The sequence below is a fragment of the Streptomyces axinellae genome (assembly GCF_039532135.1).
Lineage (GTDB): Bacteria > Actinomycetota > Actinomycetes > Streptomycetales > Streptomycetaceae > Streptomyces > Streptomyces axinellae.
In genome coordinates, this window is the sequence record NZ_BAAARJ010000016.1 from 135,935 (window position 1) to 154,625 (window position 18,691).

The following is an 18,691-nucleotide window of genomic DNA, read 5'->3' on the forward strand; positions in this document are numbered from 1 at the left end:
CGCGGTCACTCGGCCAACGCCCGCTCGCCGACCGGAGCGACGTCCTAATCCCGGACCTTGAGGAAGCGCATCCGGGTCGCGCCGTTGCTGTCGGTGCCGCCGGCCTCGGCGTCGGAGATCTTGCCGCCGGTGAGGACGAACATCAGGTGCAGGCGGACCGTCCGGGGGCCGGAGGCGACCGTGTACTCGGTCATGATGTGTGTGGTTCCGCCTTGCTGCTCCTGCCCTGCCGCGTTGATCGCCGCGATCTGGGTGAAGCTCGTCAGGAGGGTGTCCGCGGTCTCGTCCCTGAGCCAGCCGATGATGTAGCCGCTGCCGCCGGTGGCCGAACCGAGCGCGTACCGTACATCGCTGTCGATGTGGTACACCCCGGCTTCCGGGAGCACGATGTCGGACTCGGGGATCGGCACGTCGGTACCGGCCCGCGCCTGGAGGTTGGCGTGCTGCCGCTCGGCGTTGAGGAACCCGCTCACCGGCGTGAGGCGGGCGCCGATATCCCACCTTTCGGGACAGCCGGGCGTCCCGGTGACGTCGATGTCCACCGACCGTTCGATGCCGGTGTTGCCGCCAGGAGCGATACCCGTCAGGCCGATCCGCGGCACGAGCAGCCCGCCGGTCGTGTTCCGTGCGGCATTGCACGGGGACGGGTCCAGAGCAGGCGTGTCGGGCACGTACAGACAGCCGTCGCTGCCCCGAGTGAGGGCGTTGCCCCGGTCGGTGGAGAGGCACGGAGGGCAGGCGGTTGTGCATCCGTCCTGGCAGGAGGCGACCGGGATGACCGGCGGGACCGCGGCGTAGGGAGTCGAGCCGTCGAGGGTGTCGGTCGTGCAGGTGACCGCGCCCTCGCAGTTACGGCAGGTCGTACGGAGGAACGGCCTGCCGCAGCCCGGCGCGGATGCCTGGACGGTGAGGACGAAGCTGTCGACGGTCCACTGCTTGGGGCCGACTCGGCAGGCGTCGTCGTTGCCTGTCTCCAGGTTGAGCTCGACGACGACCTTTCCCGCGAGGACGTCCGCGAGGGGCACGGTGGTCGGTGGTATGACGCCGTTGTCGTCACCACCCGCCGGGAGATCGGGCGGGCCCAGGAGATCGGTGCGGATCGGGGTCGTGCCGTTCCACAGGGCGAAGCGGCCGTAGAGCTGGCAGGCCGTGTTCGGGCCGTCGTTGTGGACATGGACCGACGCGCCGATCGTGACATCGGAGGGCTCGCCGCGCAGTGACGCGGGGTCGATGTGCACGACGCCGGCGAGCCAGGTGTGCTGACCGTTGTGCGTCCCGTCGTCGGCCGGGAACGTGCCCGTGCCGCTGTTCAGGATGGTCCGGACGACGACAGGGTCCAATGCGGCATGGGTGTTGGCGATGGTGTAGTACGGCGTCGGGTCGGTGCTGCTCGCGGTCGCTGCGACCCGGTACGGCGCGGAGTCGCGCAGGGGAATCGTCTCGCAGTGCTCGCACGGCTGGGGGCCGGGACAAGCAACGGGGGGGCAGGCCGGCTTGCAGGGCTGACAGCCGCCGATGGCGCTGGGGGACTGCCCGCAGCCGCATCCACTCATGGGTCAACTCCTTTTGTGAGGCGGGGAGATGGCATGGGAATGTGCCATGCCACTTCGGCGCGGCCGGGAGCACGCGGGGGTTGGTGCGCCGACTCGTCGGCCGAAACGGATGAACGTCGAGAGCTGGGCAGACACGTTGAGGGATACCGGCGGACCTGAAGTCGGGTACGGGCCGGGGAAACGGAAGAAGACCGTCTGGCGGACCGCGCGCGGGCCGTGGCTGATGACGTCGAACGTCACCCAGCTGCGTTTTCCCGCAGCCGGTCATGCTCTTGGAAATGGGAAACAGAAGGGGCATGTCGGCCCCTCTTCGCGATTCTGCTACCGGTACTGGACAAACCGCGTTGGGCGCTCGGACACAGGAAATACCTGAAGCTCAGTCGCTTGCCTTCTTCGCTGCCATCCCTAACGTACTACTCCCTGATCTATCTGACATTACTCCGTTAGAGTGACCGGTTTCAGCGTCAAGGCGGCAGAGCGCTCACATTTCTTCCGGCGTACGAGCGCCGCTGGCCGCTCTCTTCGAGCCCCTTGCCCACGAGACCGGAACGCGCCAAGCCAGCCGGGCCGCGAACGGCCCCGCCTCATACCGGTGTGCCGACCGCTCCGGCGTCCTCGGCCTTCTTGCCTCCGAGCCGCTGCATGCGCCCGCGCCCGCCATGACGACCATCACCGCCGTGAGGACCGCCGCCCCGCGTGCCGTACGTCCCGTACTTCTGTGCATCATGGGCGAGTTGCAGCCGGGGCCCGGTGGCCGTCAACGCACCTGGGGCCGCCAAAGCGCGCACCGCTTCAGGGGCGGACCAGAAGCTGGAACTCGAAGGAATAGCGGGAGGCCCGGTACAGGTGCGAGCCGTACTCGACGGGGCGGCCCGTGTCGTCGTACGCCGTCCGCCGCATCGTCAGCACCGGGGCGCCCGCCGGCTCTCCCAGCAGCTCGCCCTCGCGGGCGTCGGCGACCCGCGCGCCCACGCTCTGCCGGGCCGAGTGCAGCGTCACCCCCGCGCCGCGCATCAGCCGGTAGAGCCCGGTGGTCTCCAACTCCTCGCGTTCCGGGGACAGCAGGTCCGCCGGCAGGTGGTTGCGCAGGTACGCCATGGGCTCCCCGTGCGTGAGCCGCAGCCGCTCCACCCTTCGTACTTGTGTGCCCTCCGGGACGGCCAGCGCGGCGGCGACCTCCGCCGTGGCCTCCTCCGTGCCCTGTCGCAACACCCGTGTGGCGGGGCGCTGTCCGGCCGCCTCCAGGTCGTCGTACAGGCTGCTCAGCTCCATGGGGCGTTTGACCTGGCTGTGTACGACCTGCGTGCCGATGCCCCGGCGCCGCACCAGCAGGCCCTTGTCCACCAGCGACTGGATGGCCTGGCGGACCGTGGGACGGGACAGGCCCAGGCGGCCGGCCAGCTCGATCTCGTTGCCCAGGAGGCTGCCGGGGCCGAGTTGTCCGCGCTCGATGGCGGTCTCCAACTGCTGGGAGAGCTGGAAGTAGAGCGGCACGGGGCTCGCGCGGTCCACACTGAGCTGGAGGTCCACCGGATCATTCTTCGCCACGGGGCGAGCGTAGTGGTCTTCCGTGCCGCCGGAAACCGTACGTTCGATTGTCAGGACGAAACGACAACACGTTGACAGGGCCGCACCGCCACGCCAGCGTATTGCCATGCGCATCGGACTCATCGGAACCGGCCGGATCGGCACCTTGCACGCCCGCACGCTCAGCGCGCACCCTGAAGTGACCGAACTGGTGGTCGCGGACGCGGATCCCCTGCGGGCCGTCGAGGTCGCCGCCGCGCTGGACGCGACGCCGGTGCCGACCGTCGGCGAGCTGTTCTCGCTGGACATCCACGCCGTGGTGATCGCCTCCGCCACCGCCTCGCACGCCGAACTCATCCGCACGGCGGCCGGGCACGGCCTGCCGGTCTTCTGCGAGAAGCCCGTCGCCCTCGACCTGCGCGGCACCCGCGAGGCCCTGGACGCCGTGGCGGAGGCGGGCACCCTGTTGCAGATCGGCTTCATGCGGCGCTTCGACGCGGGCTACACGGCCGCCCGCGAGGCCGTGCGCGCCGGGCGGCTGGGCCGGCTGCACACGGTGCGCGCCCTCACCTCGGACCCTGCGCCGCCGCCCGCCGCCTACCTCCCGCTCTCGGGCGGGCTCTACCGGGACTGCCTGGTGCACGACTTCGACGCGATCCGGTGGGTGACCGGCCGCGAGATCGTCTCGGTGTACGCGGCCGGCTCGCAGGCGGGGCCCGCGATGTTCGCCGAGGCCGGCGATGTGGCCACGGCCGCCGCGCTGCTGACGCTGGATGACGGCACGCTGTGCACGGCCACGGCCACCCGCGTCAACGGGGCAGGGTACGACGTGCGGATGGAACTGGCCGGTGAACGGGACCAGTTCGCGGTAGGGCTGGACGGGCGCACGCCCCTCACCTCGCTGGAGCCGGGGGCGGCACCGGCTCCCGACCAGCCCTGGCCCGGCTTCCTCGACCGCTTCGGACCGGCCTACGAGGCCGAGATCACGGCGTTCGTGCGGGCCGTGCGCGGGGAGATCCCCAACCCGTGCGACGGACAGGAGGCGCTGGCGGCGCTGCTGGCCGCCGAAGCCTGCGAGCTGTCCCGCGCCACCGCCACCCCGGTGGAGATCGCCACCTTGGCGGACCAGGCACCGCCGGCCTCCCGCGAGGAGGCCGGACGGCGGGCCGGCCGCGGCGAGCGGCCCGCCCCGGCCGCCCCCGCCACGCCCCCCGTCACGAAGTCCTGACCCGGCACAGCCGTCCGCCCCGGCCCGTCGGCCGAGTCCTGCCCTCACACGGTCCCGGCCGCCCGGGGCAGCGGCTTGACCATGAACACCCGGGCGTCGGCCACCCGGTGGGTGATCCCGGCGCCGTCGTCGTAGGACCAGCAGTCCAGGTACGGCACCGAGGTGAGGTAGCCGAGGCGCCGGTAGAGCGCGCTCGCGCGGGGGTTGTTCTTCTCGACGCCCAGACCGATGTCCGGGCAGCCGCGCCCCGTCGCCAGACGCTCGGCCTCCCGGAGCAGGCCCGCACCTATGCTCTGGGATCGGGCGGTGCCGGGCCACACCCCCAGTCCGTTCACCTCAGGGCACACGGGGTGCGCGGCCCGCACCTCGGGCGCGGCACAGCCCTCCCAGCGCACCTCGCACCCCGCGACCGGCCGCCCCTCTTCCCAGGCGACCAGAAAGGTACCGTCCCCCTCTCCCTGCTGGGCGTAGCGCAGGCCGTCGTGCGGGGCGACGCCCCGGAACGGCAGGTGCTGGTCGAGGAGTTCGACGTCTTCTTCCCGGCACTCGCTGATCCTCATGGGGGTACCCTAAAAGCTCGGCCCAGACCACTGACGGGGCCTCCACGAAGTCATCGCGGCACGCCCCCGGGGTCCCCACCGACACTCCCCACCGGCGTTGCCGACCGCCTCCCTCTGGCGCGTCCCGGGCGAGGCGCACCGGCAGCCGCTCGGACGGGCCTCCCGCATCCCGCCCGGTCAGGACCAAGATCTCTCGTTGGATCTTCGCGGGCCCGGGACGACAGCTACGGCACCTCGCCGCGTTGTCGGAGCACACGAGTACGCCGAGTACGAGGAAGCTCCTCCGCCTTGCGAGGCACCGCATCCGACGCCGCGGCCCGATCCACGAAGACCCGAACGAGAGACCCTAGTGGCCTGGGCGGTCCTCGGTGGGGACGGCGTCCTCCAGGCTCTGGAGGAGTTCGGTGACGCGCTTGGCGACCGTCTCGCGGTCGCCCTCGGTGAGCGCGGAGCCCATGCCGCAGGCCGCGGCTCCCGCGGCGATCCACTCGGGGGCCGCCTCGACGCTGATGCCGCCGGTCGGCAGCACGGGGGCCTGCGGCAGTGCGGCGCGTACGTCGCGCAGCCAGCCGGGGCTGTGGCCCGAGGCGGGGAAGAGCTTGAGCGCGTCGGCCCCCAGCTCCAGTGCGTGCACCATCTCAGTGGGGCTGGCGACGCCGGGGAAGACGGGTATGCCGTAGCGGTGTCCGGTGCGTATGACCTCGGCGTCCAGGCTCGGCGAAACCAGGAACCTGGCGCCCGCGTCCACGGCGAGCCGGGCGGAGGCCCCGTCGAGCACGGTGCCCGCGCCGATCACCGAGTCGTCGCCGGTCTCCCGGCGCAGGGTGCTGATCGCCTCCAGCGCGTACGGCGTGGTCAGCGAGATCTCCAGGCTGGTGATACCGGCGGCGAGGAGGGTGTCGGCGAGGGCCGTCGCCTTCTCGTAGTTCTGTGCGCGAACAATGGCGAAGACGCGCTGCTCCAGCGCGGCCCGGGTGATCTCCCAGCGGTACACGGCAAGTTCGCCGCCTTTCTGGTTCTGTTTGATTGTCAGTGGTACGGCTCGGCTGCCGGCCCGGCTCTCAGCGGTGCACCGGATCGGTGCCCCGGACAAAGGCGTTCAGCGCCCGGTCGCGGGCCGCGGCGGTGGGCAGCCCGTCGGTGTCGCCGGGTGCCTGGATGACGAGCGCCGCCACACAGGCCGCCTCCGCGAGGGCGCTCGGCTGGTCGAGTCCGCGCAGCCGCGCCGACAGCCAGCCGGCGGCGAACGCGTCCCCCGCGCCCACCGGATCGACCACGGGCACCTCGAAGGGCTGCTGCTCCCACTGGCCTTCGGCGCTGTGCGCGACAGCGCTGTGGTCGCGCCGCTTGACCACTACCGTGCTCGCCCGGCCGAGGGTCAGCAGCGCCTTGGCCCCTTCGTCCGGTCCGGCGCCCAGCAGCAGTTCCAGCTCGTCCTCCCCCGCGAGGACGAGATCGGCCTGGCGCAGCAGCGGCCCGACGCGGCGTATCCACTCGTGCTCGGAGCCCAGTTTGCGGCGCACGTTCGGGTCGAACGAGACGGCGGCGCCGACCTGCCTGGCGCGCTCGACGAGGGCGTGCGTCGCCTCCTCGGCCGACTCGGAGAGCATGGGGGTGATCCCGGTCACGTGTACCAGCCGTACGCCGGCCAGGGCTTCGGGGGTGATCTGCGCGGGGCTGAGCAGGGAGGCGGCGGAGCCCGTGCGGTAGTACTGCACATCGATGGAGCGCCGGGGGTGGCTGTCGCGCAGCAGCAATCCGGTGGGCGATTCGGGGTCCATCTCGGCGCAGGAGACGTCCACTCCGTCGGCGCGCAGCTCGCGCAGTACGGCCTCGCCCGCCGGGTCGTCCCCGACGCGGCCGATCCACCGCGCCCAGTGCCCCAGCCGCGCCAGGCCGGAGGCGACATTGGACTCGGCGCCGGCCACGGAACGGCGGAAGTGCGCGGCACGTTCCAGCGGGAGACCGGGTTCGGCGAGCATCAGCAGCATTGCCTCACCGCATGTAACCGCCTCCGGGCCGTTTCTCACCGGTAACTCCCCATATCTACCGCCGATGCATCACTCTCTGTGGGGAACGTTACCCGCTCAGCGCCACAAAGCCACCCCCCGGGGCCCGCAGGAAAAACGGAGGAGAGAGACGCTACACGCAATACCGGCCGCCGCTCCCTCCGGAGCGGCGGCCGGTGCCCGCCGTGCGCGAGTGCGGCACGGACGCGGGCGCGAGCAGTGGTTCGGCAGTTGATGCGGGCGCGGCCGGCGGCTGCGGGCCGGCCGGTCAGCAGCTGAAGTCGACCAGGTCGAAGGACGCGTAGTGGTCGGCGGTGTAGTAGTCCTCCTGCTGCTTGTCGCCCGTGACGATGCGGCGGGCGCCCCGGTCCTCGGAGCCGGGGGTCTTGACGGTGTACTCGTGGTAGTAGCCCTGGCTCTGTTTCGGCAGGACGCCCTCGCGGTTCTGGAAGACGGTGCCGTCCTGCGGGTAGGGGTAGGGGCCGCCCTTGTCGATCAGTTGGAGGGTGTCGTGCGCCTCGGCGGGCAGCTTGGACTGGCAGATGTCGCCGACGTCCTGCACCGCGACGACCGCCGGCGCCGAGGTGGGGGCCGGTGCCGCGGTGGCGGTGGTGAGGGCGGGGGCGCCGAGGAGAAGGGTGGCGGTGAGAGCGCCGAGTGCTCCGGCGCGTGCGATGCGTGGGGGGAATCTCATGTCACTATCGTGACGCGCGTAGATGACATGTAAACGCCAACACCGCGAATTTTCCCGGTTGTTCACCCGGCCCGCCCGGCCGCCGCCGAACCCCCCGGGGCCCGCCGGCGATCGGGGTGTCAGCCCAGTTCGGCGTAGCGGGCCGTGAGGTGCCGCGCCCCCGCGTCGGTCAGGGAGCCGTGCAGGCGCAGCCGGGCCACGCCTCCGTCGGGGAAGATGTCCAGCCGTACATGGGTGACCGCCGGAGCGTCCGTGAGCAGGAAGCGGTGGACGGTGTCGGGCTGGAGGCGGGTGCGGGGCAGCAGTTCTGTCCACTCCCCGCTGTCACCGCTTCCGCCGTCCCTGCCGGCGAGGCTCGCCCAGCCCGCCGAATTCCCCTTGTAGCAGGCGGTGTCGATCTCCACCGCGCGGATGCGGCCCTGCGCGGCGAGCGCGTAGCTGAGCCAGTCGTGGCCGTCGTCGCGGCGGCGGCGGGTCTCCCAGCCCTCGTCCATCTTCTGCGAACGGCCGGGCAGCACCGTGTGTACGGGCGGCGAGAAGAATCGGTCGGAGGCGTCCTCGGCCCGGCCGCCGTTCTCCAGCGCCAGCAGGTCGAAGGTGCCGAGCGCGGTCAGCCACGCCGGGTCGGGCACCACCTCGCCGTACACCCGCAGGCGCGCGATGCCGCCGTCGGGGAACTGGCGCACCCGCAGGTGGGTGAAGCGGCGCTCCTCGGTGACGGCGAAGCCGTTGGCCGCGTGGCCGCCGACCGCCGTGCGCGGCACCAGCGTCGTCCACTTCACATCGGCCGCCGACAATTCCTCGGGCGAGGGAGTGCCGGGGACGGCGGTGGCCTCGACGGAGACGGCCTGGGGGTAGTTGCCGCGGAAGTGGGCGGTGTCCACGAGCAGGCCCCGGATGACGCCGGGGGCGCCGAGCCGTACCAGCGCCCAGTCGTGGTCCCCGGGTGCGGGGTGGGGGTGCTCGGCGGAGGGGCCGCGCCTGCGGCGGGTCTCCCAGCCGTCCATGACCTTGCCCTTGTGGGCGAAGGCCGTCGGGTCGAACTCGGGCCTGCCGGGCTTGAGGAGGTTCTCCCGCTCGGCGAAGAACTCGTCGTTGGCCGCGATGACCGTGGCGCCCAGCCTGCGGTCGGCGAGGTCGGGGAGGTGGGCGAAGGGGAACCCGGCCTCGGGAGCGCGGTAGTCGGCGTAGGTGTCGCCACCGCCGTAGGGCTGCGCGTCCCCGGTGTAGCCGGGTATACCCGCGGTCGTCGCCGCTGTCATCAGGCCGTCCTCTCGATCAGTTGTCCGGTCTTGCGCGTGGGGGTCCCGTGGTCGGCGACGCGCTCGCCGCGCAGCCAGGCCGAACGCACCACGCCGTGCAGGGTCTTGCCGGCGTAGGCGGTGACCTGGTTGCGGTGGTGGAGGTGTGCCGGGTCCACGGTGAAGGTCTCTTCGGGCGCCAGTACGGCGAAGTCCGCGTCCCGCCCGGGGGCTATGGCGCCCTTGTGGGCCAGCCCCGCGAGCCGCGCCGGGGCCCCGGACATCCAGCGCACGACATCGGCGAGGCCGTACCCCCGGCGGCGTGCCTCGGTCCAGATGGCGGGCAGACCGAGCTGGAGGGAGGAGATGCCGCCCCAGGCCGTGCCGAAGTCGGGGGTCTTGAGGTCGGTGGTGCAGGGCGAGTGGTCGGAGACGACGCAGTCGAGCGTGCCGTCGGCCAGGCCCTGCCAGAGCGCGTCCTGGTTGGTCCGCTCGCGGATGGGCGGGCAGCACTTGAACTCGGTGGCGCCGTCGGGGACTTCCTCGGCGGTGAGGGTGAGGAAGTGCGGGCAGGTCTCGGCGGTGAGCCGGACGCCGTCGGCGCGGGCCTGGGCCAGCAGGGGCAGCGCGCCGCTGGAGGACAGGTGCAGCACATGGACGCGGGTGCCGTGCTCGCGGGCGAGTTCCACCAGCAGCGCTATGGCGTCGTTCTCGGCCTCGCGGGGGCGGGAGGCGAGGAAGTCGGCGTAGGCGGGCCCGCCCTTCCGGGGTGCGGAGGCCAGCTGTCCGGGGTCTTCGGCGTGCACGATGAGCAGGCCGTCGAAGGAGGCGATCTCGGCCATGGCGGCGGCCAGTTGGGCTCGGTCCAGCTCGGGGAACTCCTCGACGCCGGAGGGCGACAAGAAGCATTTGAAGCCGAAGACGCCCGCCTCGTGCAGGGCGCGCAGCTCGGGCACGTTGCCGGGTATCGCGCCGCCCCAGAAGCCGACGTCCACATGGGCCTTGGGCCCGGCGACCGCGCGCTTGGCGGCCAGGTTGGCGGCCGTGGTGGTCGGCGGGAGGGAGTTGAGCGGCATGTCCACGAGGGTGGTGATGCCGCCCGCGGCGGCGGCGCGGGTGGCGGTGTGGAAGCCTTCCCACGCGGTGCGCCCGGGATCGTTCACATGGACGTGGGTGTCCACCAGGCCGGGCAGCAGTGCGTCCTCGCCCAGCTCCTCGACCGTGGCGCCGGGCGGCGGCTCGGCTTCGTACGGCAGGACCGCCGCGATCGCGCCGTCCGCGCCGACCGTGACGGAGGCCGGCCGCTCTCCTTCGGGGGTGAGTACGCGCCGCGAGCGCAGGACGAGCCGCACGTCGGACAAACCGACCTCCTTCAACGTTCTGTTGAAGGAATCTTGATCCGGCAGGATCGGCCAGTCAAGGGTTCCCCCCTTGGAGAAGTCCACAAAATGAAACTACTCTTTCGCCATACAGAAGAGAACGGGTGCGCCGGAGGACGTGGCAGTCCGGGCCGGAGAGCCGGCCCCCGGCCGAGAACCGGGGGCGCGTACACACACCGGCCGGTACGGGTGCCGGTACGGGTACGGCGGTCGTGGGCCGGGGGCACCCGGCGCCCCGGATACCATGCGCCTGACCGCAGGCCAGGAAAGGAAGCCGACGTGCCGCCGTCCGCAGAGCGCAACCCCACACCCCAGGGGGCCCAGGCGGCCCCGGCCGCCCCGGGCCCGGCCGCATCCGGTGGAGTCCAGTCCCTGGAGCGGGCCTTCGGCCTCCTGGAGCGGATGGCCGACGCGGGGGGCGAGGTCGGGCTCAGCGAGCTGTCCGCCACCAGCGGCCTGCCCCTGCCCACCATCCACCGGCTGATGCGCACCCTCGTCTCGTGCGGCTACGTCCGCCAACAGCCCAACCGCCGCTACGCGCTGGGCCCCCGCCTCATCCGGCTCGGCGAGAGCGCGGCCCGGCTGCTGGGCACCTGGGCCCGCCCCTCCCTGGCCCGGCTGGTCGAGGAGACCGGCGAGACGGCCAACATGGCGCTGCTGGACGGCGACGAGGTGGTCTACGTCGCCCAGGTGCCCTCCCGGCACTCGATGCGGATGTTCACCGAGGTCGGCCGCCGCGTGCTGCCGCACTCCACGGGCGTCGGCAAGGCGCTGCTCTCGCACACCCCCGACGAGCAGGTCCGCGCGCTGCTCGCACGGACCGGGATGCCGGCGGCCACCGAGAAGACCATCACCACCCCGGAGGCTTTCCTCGACGCGCTGGCACAGGTGCGCGAGAGCGGCTACGCGACCGACGACAACGAGCAGGAGATCGGGGTGCGCTGCATCGCCGTCTCCGTGCCCGACTCCCCCACGGCCGCCGCGATTTCCATCTCGGGCCCGGCGGGACGGGTCACCGACGCGGCGACCGACAAATTCGTCCCCCTGCTCCATGAGGTCGCCGCCGACCTGGCCCAGGCGCTGGCCCGCAGCGGGGAAGGGCAGTAACCCGCGGCGGCGGCCCCCGGGGCCCGGGCCGGACGGCCGCCCGGCGGCGGGCCCCGGGGCCGGGGCCGGCAGCGGGTCAGCGCCTCAGACGCTCGTTCATGAGCAGCAGGGCGCCCAGTCCGTGCAGGTCATTGGTCCGGCGGGCGCGTCCGTAGTAGAAGTCCAGGGTCCCGACATTGGTGCCCTCCGAGATGTCATGCAGATCGACCGTGCCGTCGTCGCGGGCGGTCACCTTCTCCAGGACACCTCGCAGCCCGCGCCGGACGGCCCGCTCGTACTTCCTTCCGGCGATGTAGCCCCGCCGTACCGCCTCGTGCAGCATCAGGGTGTACATGGCGGACGCTGAGGTCTCCGTCCAGTTCCGGCTGTCCTCCCCGCGGTCCACGACCTGGAACCAGCGCCCGCTGTCCGGGTCCTGGTAGCGGACGAAGCCGCGTGCCATGTGCCGGACGTGCTCGATGAGTCCGGGGCGGCTCGGGTGACCGGCGGGCAGCAGTTCCAGCACCTCGATGTGGGTCATGGCCGTCCAGCCGATGGCCCGCGCCCAGAAGTACCCCGAGTGGCCGGTGCCCGGATCCGGGTGCCACGGAGCGTCGCCGTCCGCGTCGTAGGCGTGGTACAGCAGGCCGTTGTCCGCCCGCTGGTGAGCGAAGTAGACCGACAGGTTCCGGGTGACTTCCTCGAAGGCGTAGTCCTCGTCGCCGTAGGCGAGGCCGTACCGCAGCAGGAACGGCTGGGCCATGAAGACGCCGTCCGCCCACAGTTCGTTGGTCTTGGGCGTACCGTGCCACATCCCGCCGTCGGCGGTGCGCGGGTAGTCGGTGAACCGCGCTCTGATCTGGTCGGCGGCGGTGCGGTAGCGGCTGTCGCCCGTCTCCTTGTGGAGCACGAGGAACAGGTTGCCCGCCTGCATCGAATCCAGGGTGTCGAATCTGTTGTCGATGTGACCGCTCCGGTCCACGAAACGGTCCACCCACCGCTGGATGTAGTCGAGGTAGGACTGCTCCTTCACCCGCTGGTGGACGCGGTAGGCACCGAGGAGGAACAGGCCCTCCGGATAGCCCCATCCGCCGAATGCGGCCGGGTCGGGGGTACGGGAGAACGCCGAGTCCACGACGGCCCGCGACAGATCTTCGGGAAGGGCCGTCGAGGGCCCGGCGGCCGTCGAGGGCCCGGCAACCGCCGGGGACGCCTGCGTGACGGGGAGCAGCAGGCCACCGGCCAGACCCAGGCCGCTCGCGAAAGCTGTTCGGCGCGTGATCACGGGAACTCCTCACTGTTTGGCGCGTGCCAAGAACAGGTGGGTACGTGGTGCTGCGCACTTGCGGCGGGGCGTGCACGGGCACGCCGGGGATCCTCTTGTTGCCCTCCTCCTGGTGCTGGGGAGGGGGGCCCGTGCTGGTTACGCCGCAGCGTGTGCGGGTGGTTGTGCGCTGGGCGCGCAGTTCTCGCGCCCCATCGGGGCGCCCCCCAGACGTCATGCGCCGGACACGGCGTAATACGCATTACCCGTAATGTGGCGGTGACTTACGGTCTTGGACAAGACCTGTGCACCGACTTGTTCACGCGGGCCGGCCCCGCGGCTGGCCGGTCCCCGACGGAGACAGACTCAGGAAAGCGCCGTACCCAGCGCGGCGTTGAGGCTCAGCGAGGCGGGGTGCCGAAGAGTTCGACCGCGTTTCTGAGGCCCGCGAGGGGGACCGCCAGTGCGCTCACCGATCCGAGCGCGGCGCTCACCAGCAGCAGTGCCTGCCGCAGCGCGGGCACGTCGGGTACGCGGGCGCGCACCATGACCGCGAGCGCGTCGAGTTGGTCCTCGGCCGTGCGGCGGTCCCGCAGCTCGGCCGGGAACACGTCGAGGTCGGCGCGCAGTTGCACGACCGCGGTCGCCAGCGCGTCCAGGCGCGGATCAGCGCTCGCCGCCAGTCGTGGAACCCCGCCGTTCCGGCCCGGGGCACCCGTCTCCCCTGCCGCTGATACTGCCCTTCCGACTGTTTCGCTGTGCACGCTCTGCCCCCACATCGTCCTCGTGGGCACCCGGGCCCCCGCTGCGCGGATCCCCGCTCCGCACAAACCCCCAAAGTGCCGCTATACCCCCGGGAGTTGGCCGGGCTCTTCGGGGGTTTGGACAGTAAACGCCACTCTCCGCTCAGTTCGCCACACGGAACGCGAGATTTGGGGGTCCTTTTTCCGATGGTCATCCCCAAGGAGGAGAGGCGCCTACGTCGCACGTGCGATATCCATGGCATATGGCACGTGACGATGCGCACACCCGGGTGGCAGGGCTGCTGCTCGCCGCCGGCGGGGGGCGGCGGCTGGGCGGCCGGCCCAAGGCCCTGCTCACCCACGAGGGCAGGCCGCTGGTGGAGCACGCGGTGCGCGCGCTGCGCGAGGGCGGCTGTACCCCCGTCCTCGTCGTACTGGGCGCGGCGCGCGACGAGGTGCGTGAGCGGGCGGAGCTGGCGGGGTGCGTGCTGATCGACAATCCGGAGTGGGCGGAGGGCATGGGCACCTCGCTGCGGGCCGGGCTGGAGCGGGCCGCGACCTCGGAGGGCGCCGGGGCGGTGCTCGTCTCGCTCGTGGACCAGCCCGGGATCGGGCCGCGGGCCGTCGCACGGGTGCGCGCCGCCTACCGCTCCCCCGCCACCTTGGCCGCCGCCTCCTACGGGGGGCGGCGCGGGCATCCGGTGCTGTTCGGGCGGCAGCACTGGGCGGAGGTGGCGCGCGGGGCGCGCGGGGACGCGGGGGCCCGCGGGTATCTGGCGGCGTCCGCCGGGCAGTTGACACTGGTGGAGTGCGGCGATGTGGCCGACCCGGCCGATATCGACACCCCGGAGGACCTCACCCGGCTGCGTTAGCCGTACGGGCCCCCGGCCGTACGGGCTCTCAGCTGTGCGGGCCCCCGGCCGTACGGGCCCTCAGCCGTACGGGCCCCCGGCCGTACGGGTCCTCGTCAGGAAGGCGTCCGCCCGCGTCGTCGGGACGGACTCCCCAGGGGCCGCGTTCGCCGGAGACGGCGGCCTGGCACCCGGGGACAGCGGAGCGGTGCGTTCCGGCGGAGGGGATGTCTCGACATCAACAAACCCTTGAAGTTCCACTATGAGGAAACTAACCTCCACAGATCAGAAGCACCTTTCTGTTCCGAGGGTGCCGGCCACCGCGTTCCGCGTCGGGCGTGGACCACGGCACCCCGTGCCGCCCTGACCCGTACGGCCCGGCGGCCACAGATCGACCGCTCGCCGAAGGAGTGACCCCACCATGTCCGCACCAGCGTCCTCTCCGCTGGCCATCGTCGGCGTCGAGACCGGGCAGCGGCCCGAGCGGCAGGATGAGGTCCTGACCGGCGCCGCACTCGGATTCCTCGCCGCGCTGCACCGCCGGTTCACCCCGCGCCGGAACGAACTGCTCGCGCGCAGGGCCGACAAGCGCGCCGAGATCGCGCGCACCAGCGCGCTGGACTTCCTGCCCGAGACCGCCCAGGTGCGCGAGGGCGAGTGGCAGGTGGCCGACTGCCCGCCGGCGCTCCTGGACCGCCGCGTCGAGATCACCGGGCCCACCGACCGCAAGATGACGATCAACGCGCTCAACTCGGGCGCGAAGGTGTGGCTCGCGGACTTCGAGGACGCCACGGCGCCCACCTGGGAGAACGTGATCGGCGGCCAGCTCAACCTCACCGACGCCTACGAGCGGCGCATCGACTTCACCGACGAGCGCTCGGGCAAGTCCTACGCGCTGCGCCCCGCCGGGGAGTTGGCCACCGTCGTCGTCCGCCCGCGCGGCTGGCACCTGGACGAGCGGCACCTGGAGTGCGACGGGGAGCCGGTGCCGGGCGCCCTGGTCGACTTCGGCCTGTACTTCTTCCACAACGCGCGGCGCCTCATCGACGCGGGCAAGGGACCGTACTTCTACCTGCCGAAGACCGAGTCGTACCTGGAGGCGCGGCTGTGGAACGAGGTGTTCGTCTTCGCGCAGGACTACTGCGGCATCCCGCAGGGCACCGTCCGCGCCACCGTGCTGATCGAGACGATCACCGCCGCCTACGAGATGGAGGAGATCCTCTACGAGCTGCGCGACCACGCCTCCGGGCTCAACGCGGGCCGCTGGGACTACCTCTTCTCCATCGTCAAGAACTTCCGCGACGCCGGTCCCCGCTTCGTGCTGCCGGACCGCAACGCGGTCACGATGACGGCGCCGTTCATGCGCGCCTACACCGAACTGCTGGTGCGCACCTGTCACAAGCGCGGCGCGCACGCGATCGGCGGGATGGCCGCTTTCATCCCCAACCGGCGCGATCCGGAGGCGAACGAACAGGCGCTGGCGAAGGTCAAGAGCGACAAGGACCGCGAGGCCGCCGACGGCTTCGACGGCTCCTGGGTGGCCCACCCCGACCTGGTGCCGGTCGCCAAGGCGTCCTTCGACGCGGTGCTGGGTGAGCGCCCGGACCAGCGGGAGCGACTGCGCGAGGACGTCGAGGTCAAGGCCGCCGACCTGATCGCCATCGACTCACTGACGGCCCGCCCGACCTTCGAGGGGCTGCGCAACGCGGTGCAGGTGGGCATCCGCTACATCGAGGCGTGGCTGCGCGGGCTGGGCGCGGTGGCCATCTTCAACCTGATGGAGGACGCGGCGACCGCCGAGATCTCCCGCTCCCAGATCTGGCAGTGGATCAACGCCGGGGTCGTCCTGGACGACGGCCGGAAGGTCACCGCCGACCTCGCCCGCGAGGTCGCCGCCGGGGAACTGGCCGCGATCCGCGCGGAGACGGGCGAGGAAGCCTTCGCCGCGGGCAACTGGCAGCAGGCCCACGACCTGCTGCTGCGGGTGGCCCTGGACGAGACGTACGAGGAGTTCCTCACGCTCCCGGCGTACGAGATCCTGCGCGGCTGAGCGGTTGAGGAGTTGAGGGGTTGAACGGCTGAGGAGTCGAGCGGTTGAGCGTGGGATGCCGGGCGCGGCCGGTGCGCCCCGCGCGGCGCGAACGGCGCGGGACTCTCCGAGCGGAAGGAGAGGGTCCGCGCCGTCGGTCCGGGTGCCGGCGCCGCGGGCCGTGCGGCTCAGGTGGTGCTGATGACCGCAGCGGTGGTGGTGGTCACCGAGATCACAGCGATGACCGCCTGGAGGTCCTTGATCGCCATGCGGACGTCGTCGCCGACCCACTGGCCCTCGGCGATGGCCTCCATCCGGGGCTCCACCCGCTTGCGGGGCACCTCGGGGAAGGCTTGCGCGTACATGCGGGTGGCGTGCAGCAGGGCGATGAGTCCGGTGGTGCGCTCGTCCGGCTCCGCGCCGTGCAGGACGACGTCCTCCAGCCGGTGGCGCAGCGCGCGCTCCACCGAGCCGTCGGCTTCCGGATAGCGGCGGGTGGTGAAGATGCCCAGCGTGCGCCGGCGTTCCTCCACGACGATGCCCCGCGCGCAGAGGCTCTCGATGGCGGCCTCGACTGCCTTGGCCTGGTCCTTGGCCAGCCAGTCGCCGGGCTTCGCCTTGCTGTCGCGCCGCGTCCACTCCTCGATCCGCGCCAGCCGTCCGTCCAGCAGCGCGTCTCCGGTGGGCGTCGGATCGCTCACCACGAGCCGCCCGTCCTCCACCGCCACCCGGCCGGCCAGCGCCAGCTCCAGCAGTGTGCCCCCGGCCACCGCCCAGCCCGCCGACGCCCGGTCCCTGGCCGCCCCGGAGACATCGTCCAGGGCCAGCAGCATGGCTTCCTCACCCAAGGTGACGCTGTTCACACCCGTTCCCCCTTCGCCTTCCTTCCGGGTGCCGCTGCCCACCAAGTCTTCGCCCAAACGTCACACTCCGCTATACCGGTGTCCCTGTGCCGCCACGGCTGTCCCGGTACCGCTACGTCAGCACCACACCATCCGGCTCGACGACCTGATCGACGCCATCAAGAAGGTCCACACCGACGCCCTGGAACAGCTCACCGACGCGGTGCTCGCGGCAGACCACCTCGGCGAGGTGGCCGACCACCTGATCGGCCACTTCGTGGACCAGGCGCGGCGCTCGGGCGCCCCCTGGACCCAGATCGGGGAGAGCATGGGCGTCACCCGCCAGGCCGCGCAGAAGCGGTTCGTGACCAAGGACTCCGGGGAGGCGCCCGACCTGGATCCCCGTCAGGGATTCAGCCGCTTCACGGAGCGGGCGCGGAACGCCGTGACGGCCTCGCAGAACGAAGCGCGCACGGCGGGCAACGACCAGATCCGCCCCGCACACCTCACGCTGGGACTGCTGTCCGAGCCCGAGGCGATCGCCGCGCGAGCGGTCCGCGCGCAGGGCGTCTCCCTGGAGGAGGTGCGGCGCGCGGCCACCGCCGCGCTGCCGTCACCGGTTGAACCGGTGCCCGATCTGGTGCCCTACGACGCGGGCTCGCGGAAGGTCCTGGAACTGACCTTCCGCGAGGCGCTGCGACTGGGCCACAACTACGTCGGAACCGAACACATCCTGCTCGCCCTGCTGGAGTTCGAGGACGGCACGGGCCCGCTCAGCGCCCTCGGAATCGACAAAGCGACCGCCGAGACCTTCGTCGCCGAAGCGCTGGCCGCCATCGTCACGGCGGCGAAGAGCGAAGAGGTCCAGGACGAGGCGTAGCAGGGCGGATCCGGCAGGAGGGGCGGGCGCGGGCCGGGCCGGCGTCCCCTGCCGACCCGGCCGCTCCGCCGGTTCCTCAGTGCGTGACGGACGCGGCGACCTCCGCCGCGAGCCGTACCGCGACGGCCCGCGCCAGCAGGACCGGACGGCCCGCCGCCTCGGCCGCCGCGCGGCGCATCGACTCCGTGTAGCCGATGCAGTCCAGCACCAGCCAGCGGCTGCCGCCCTCCGCGAGGCGGCGCGCCGCCTCGGCGGCCCGGACGTGCGCGTCCGGCGCGTACGGGTCGGCCGGCTCCGCTGTGACCTGCCCCGGCAGCAGCAGCGACCAGCGGCGCGCCACGTCGGCCCGCTGCGCGGGCAGCGGGCACACGACCCCCACCGGGTCCTCCCCCACGATGGCGCGCACGCCCTGCTGGACGAGAGGTTCGGCATACAGGAGGGGACGCCGGGCGGGTACGGGCGGGAAGTTGCCCGTGCACAGCAGGAGCGTCGCCGCCGCGCCGTCCGCTTCACAGCGGGCCACGGCGGTGGCCATACGGGGGGCCAGCGCGTCGTGGCCCAGCACGACCGAGGTGCCGTCGCGCAGGCGCGAAATCAGCGGAGCCTCGCCCTCCGCTGGCGCGAGTGCCTCGCGGGTGCGGGCGGCTTCTTCGCCGTCGAACACCTCGTCGTCCAGCGCGCCGTGCTCGTGCGGCTCCGCGCCGCCGAGCAGGGGTTCGATGTCCCCCGCCAGATCCGCCCTGGGCGCCTGCCCGATGGTGACCAGCCCCAGTCCCACACGTCCCATCCCCACGGTCTCCTCCCA

The 18,691-nt window shown here is 72.2% G+C and carries 17 protein-coding genes; 5 read left to right on the plus strand and 12 right to left on the minus strand.

The genetic code is table 11. The annotated features are described in order from the left end of the window. Nucleotides 1-44 precede the first annotated feature (44 nt). Nucleotides 45-1,553, minus strand: a complete 1,509-nt coding sequence (locus tag ABD339_RS23425) for a hypothetical protein (RefSeq protein WP_344568392.1) — start codon at nt 1,551-1,553, stop codon at nt 45-47. Between the two features lie 792 nt (nt 1,554-2,345). After that, entirely contained in the window at nt 2,346-3,065 is a 720-nt protein-coding gene (locus tag ABD339_RS23430; protein ID WP_344568460.1) for a GntR family transcriptional regulator, read from the minus strand. Nucleotides 3,066-3,207: 142 nt separating this feature from the next. On the opposite strand from ABD339_RS23430, the gene ABD339_RS23435 reads away from it, so the two are divergent. Then, nucleotides 3,208-4,308, plus strand: a complete 1,101-nt coding sequence (locus tag ABD339_RS23435; RefSeq protein WP_344568393.1) for a Gfo/Idh/MocA family protein — start codon at nt 3,208-3,210, stop codon at nt 4,306-4,308. A gap of 44 nt (nt 4,309-4,352) precedes the next feature. Here ABD339_RS23435 and ABD339_RS23440 read toward each other — a convergent pair whose 3' ends face one another. The 6 genes from ABD339_RS23440 to allB all read right to left on the minus strand — a co-directional run bounded on the left by ABD339_RS23440 (nt 4,353) and on the right by allB (nt 10,173). Next, complete coding sequence (locus ABD339_RS23440) at nt 4,353-4,868, minus strand: GNAT family N-acetyltransferase (protein WP_344568394.1); 516 nt, start codon at nt 4,866-4,868, stop codon at nt 4,353-4,355. 346 nt (nt 4,869-5,214) lie between these two features. Continuing rightward, nucleotides 5,215-5,862: a bifunctional 4-hydroxy-2-oxoglutarate aldolase/2-dehydro-3-deoxy-phosphogluconate aldolase gene (locus ABD339_RS23445; RefSeq protein ID WP_344568395.1), complete on the minus strand. Its 648-nt coding sequence runs from the start codon at nt 5,860-5,862 to the stop codon at nt 5,215-5,217. A 67-nt stretch (nt 5,863-5,929) separates the two neighbouring features. Next, entirely contained in the window at nt 5,930-6,859 is a 930-nt protein-coding gene (locus tag ABD339_RS23450; protein ID WP_344568396.1) for a sugar kinase, read from the minus strand. A gap of 286 nt (nt 6,860-7,145) precedes the next feature. Beyond that, entirely contained in the window at nt 7,146-7,571 is a 426-nt protein-coding gene (locus ABD339_RS23455; RefSeq protein ID WP_344568397.1) for a guanyl-specific ribonuclease, read from the minus strand. Nucleotides 7,572-7,690: 119 nt separating this feature from the next. After that, nucleotides 7,691-8,833 (minus strand): allantoicase, encoded by a 1,143-nt coding sequence (gene alc / locus ABD339_RS23460; RefSeq protein ID WP_344568398.1) that lies wholly within the window; start codon nt 8,831-8,833, stop codon nt 7,691-7,693. Then, nucleotides 8,833-10,173 (minus strand): allantoinase AllB, encoded by a 1,341-nt coding sequence (gene allB / locus ABD339_RS23465; RefSeq protein ID WP_344568399.1) that lies wholly within the window; start codon nt 10,171-10,173, stop codon nt 8,833-8,835. The genes alc and allB overlap by 1 nt, the downstream gene beginning before the upstream one ends. 297 nt (nt 10,174-10,470) lie before the next feature. Here allB and ABD339_RS23470 point away from each other — a divergent pair, with 297 nt between their 5' ends. After that, a complete protein-coding gene (locus ABD339_RS23470; RefSeq protein WP_344568400.1) occupies nt 10,471-11,298 on the plus strand; it encodes an IclR family transcriptional regulator in 828 nt (275 codons plus the stop codon). Between the two features lie 76 nt (nt 11,299-11,374). Here ABD339_RS23470 and ABD339_RS23475 read toward each other — a convergent pair whose 3' ends face one another. Both ABD339_RS23475 and ABD339_RS23480 read right to left on the minus strand, forming a co-directional pair. Next, nucleotides 11,375-12,562, minus strand: a complete 1,188-nt coding sequence (locus ABD339_RS23475) for a glycoside hydrolase family 88/105 protein (protein ID WP_344568401.1) — start codon at nt 12,560-12,562, stop codon at nt 11,375-11,377. A 380-nt stretch (nt 12,563-12,942) separates the two neighbouring features. After that, on the minus strand, nt 12,943-13,305 hold the full coding sequence (locus ABD339_RS23480) for a DUF5955 family protein (protein ID WP_344568402.1): 363 nt from the start codon (nt 13,303-13,305) through the stop codon (nt 12,943-12,945). A 242-nt stretch (nt 13,306-13,547) separates the two neighbouring features. On the opposite strand from ABD339_RS23480, the gene ABD339_RS23485 reads away from it, so the two are divergent. Both ABD339_RS23485 and aceB read left to right on the plus strand, forming a co-directional pair. Then, nucleotides 13,548-14,156, plus strand: a complete 609-nt coding sequence (locus ABD339_RS23485; RefSeq protein WP_344568403.1) for a nucleotidyltransferase family protein — start codon at nt 13,548-13,550, stop codon at nt 14,154-14,156. Between the two features lie 400 nt (nt 14,157-14,556). Then, the gene (gene aceB / locus ABD339_RS23490) at nt 14,557-16,185 is read left to right on the plus strand and encodes a malate synthase A (protein WP_344568405.1); all 1,629 of its coding nucleotides are present in this window, start codon (nt 14,557-14,559) and stop codon (nt 16,183-16,185) included. Nucleotides 16,186-16,352: 167 nt separating this feature from the next. Here aceB and ABD339_RS23495 read toward each other — a convergent pair whose 3' ends face one another. Continuing rightward, the gene (locus ABD339_RS23495) at nt 16,353-16,997 is read right to left on the minus strand and encodes a GOLPH3/VPS74 family protein (protein WP_344568461.1); all 645 of its coding nucleotides are present in this window, start codon (nt 16,995-16,997) and stop codon (nt 16,353-16,355) included. Between ABD339_RS23495 and ABD339_RS23500 the strand changes: the two genes are divergently transcribed. Further along, complete coding sequence (locus ABD339_RS23500) at nt 16,996-17,886, plus strand: Clp protease N-terminal domain-containing protein (RefSeq protein ID WP_344568407.1); 891 nt, start codon at nt 16,996-16,998, stop codon at nt 17,884-17,886. The two genes, ABD339_RS23495 and ABD339_RS23500, sit on opposite strands and share 2 nt — an antisense overlap. A 76-nt stretch (nt 17,887-17,962) precedes the next feature. Here the strand turns inward: ABD339_RS23500 and ABD339_RS23505 are convergent, their stop codons facing one another. Then, the gene (locus ABD339_RS23505) at nt 17,963-18,673 is read right to left on the minus strand and encodes an AroM family protein (RefSeq protein WP_344568409.1); all 711 of its coding nucleotides are present in this window, start codon (nt 18,671-18,673) and stop codon (nt 17,963-17,965) included. Between the last annotated feature and the right edge of the window lie 18 nt (nt 18,674-18,691).

Bases quoted from the DNA above. Each gene is read 5' to 3' on its own strand.
- ABD339_RS23440 (WP_344568394.1), bottom strand. From the start codon at position 4,868: ATGAGGATCAGCGAGTGCCGGGAAGAAGACGTCGAACTCCTCGACCAG.
- ABD339_RS23495 (WP_344568461.1), bottom strand. From the start codon at position 16,997: ATGCTGCTGGCCCTGGACGATGTCTCCGGGGCGGCCAGGGACCGGGCG.
- ABD339_RS23505 (WP_344568409.1), bottom strand. From the start codon at position 18,673: ATGGGACGTGTGGGACTGGGGCTGGTCACCATCGGGCAGGCGCCCAGG.
- ABD339_RS23500 (WP_344568407.1), top strand. From the start codon at position 16,996: ATGGCTTCCTCACCCAAGGTGACGCTGTTCACACCCGTTCCCCCTTCG.
- ABD339_RS23455 (WP_344568397.1), bottom strand. From the start codon at position 7,571: ATGAGATTCCCCCCACGCATCGCACGCGCCGGAGCACTCGGCGCTCTC.
- ABD339_RS23485 (WP_344568403.1), top strand. From the start codon at position 13,548: ATGGCACGTGACGATGCGCACACCCGGGTGGCAGGGCTGCTGCTCGCC.
- aceB (WP_344568405.1), top strand. From the start codon at position 14,557: ATGTCCGCACCAGCGTCCTCTCCGCTGGCCATCGTCGGCGTCGAGACC.
- ABD339_RS23435 (WP_344568393.1), top strand. From the start codon at position 3,208: ATGCGCATCGGACTCATCGGAACCGGCCGGATCGGCACCTTGCACGCC.
- alc (WP_344568398.1), bottom strand. From the start codon at position 8,833: ATGACAGCGGCGACGACCGCGGGTATACCCGGCTACACCGGGGACGCG.
- ABD339_RS23425 (WP_344568392.1), bottom strand. From the start codon at position 1,553: ATGAGTGGATGCGGCTGCGGGCAGTCCCCCAGCGCCATCGGCGGCTGT.
- ABD339_RS23450 (WP_344568396.1), bottom strand. From the start codon at position 6,859: ATGCTGCTGATGCTCGCCGAACCCGGTCTCCCGCTGGAACGTGCCGCG.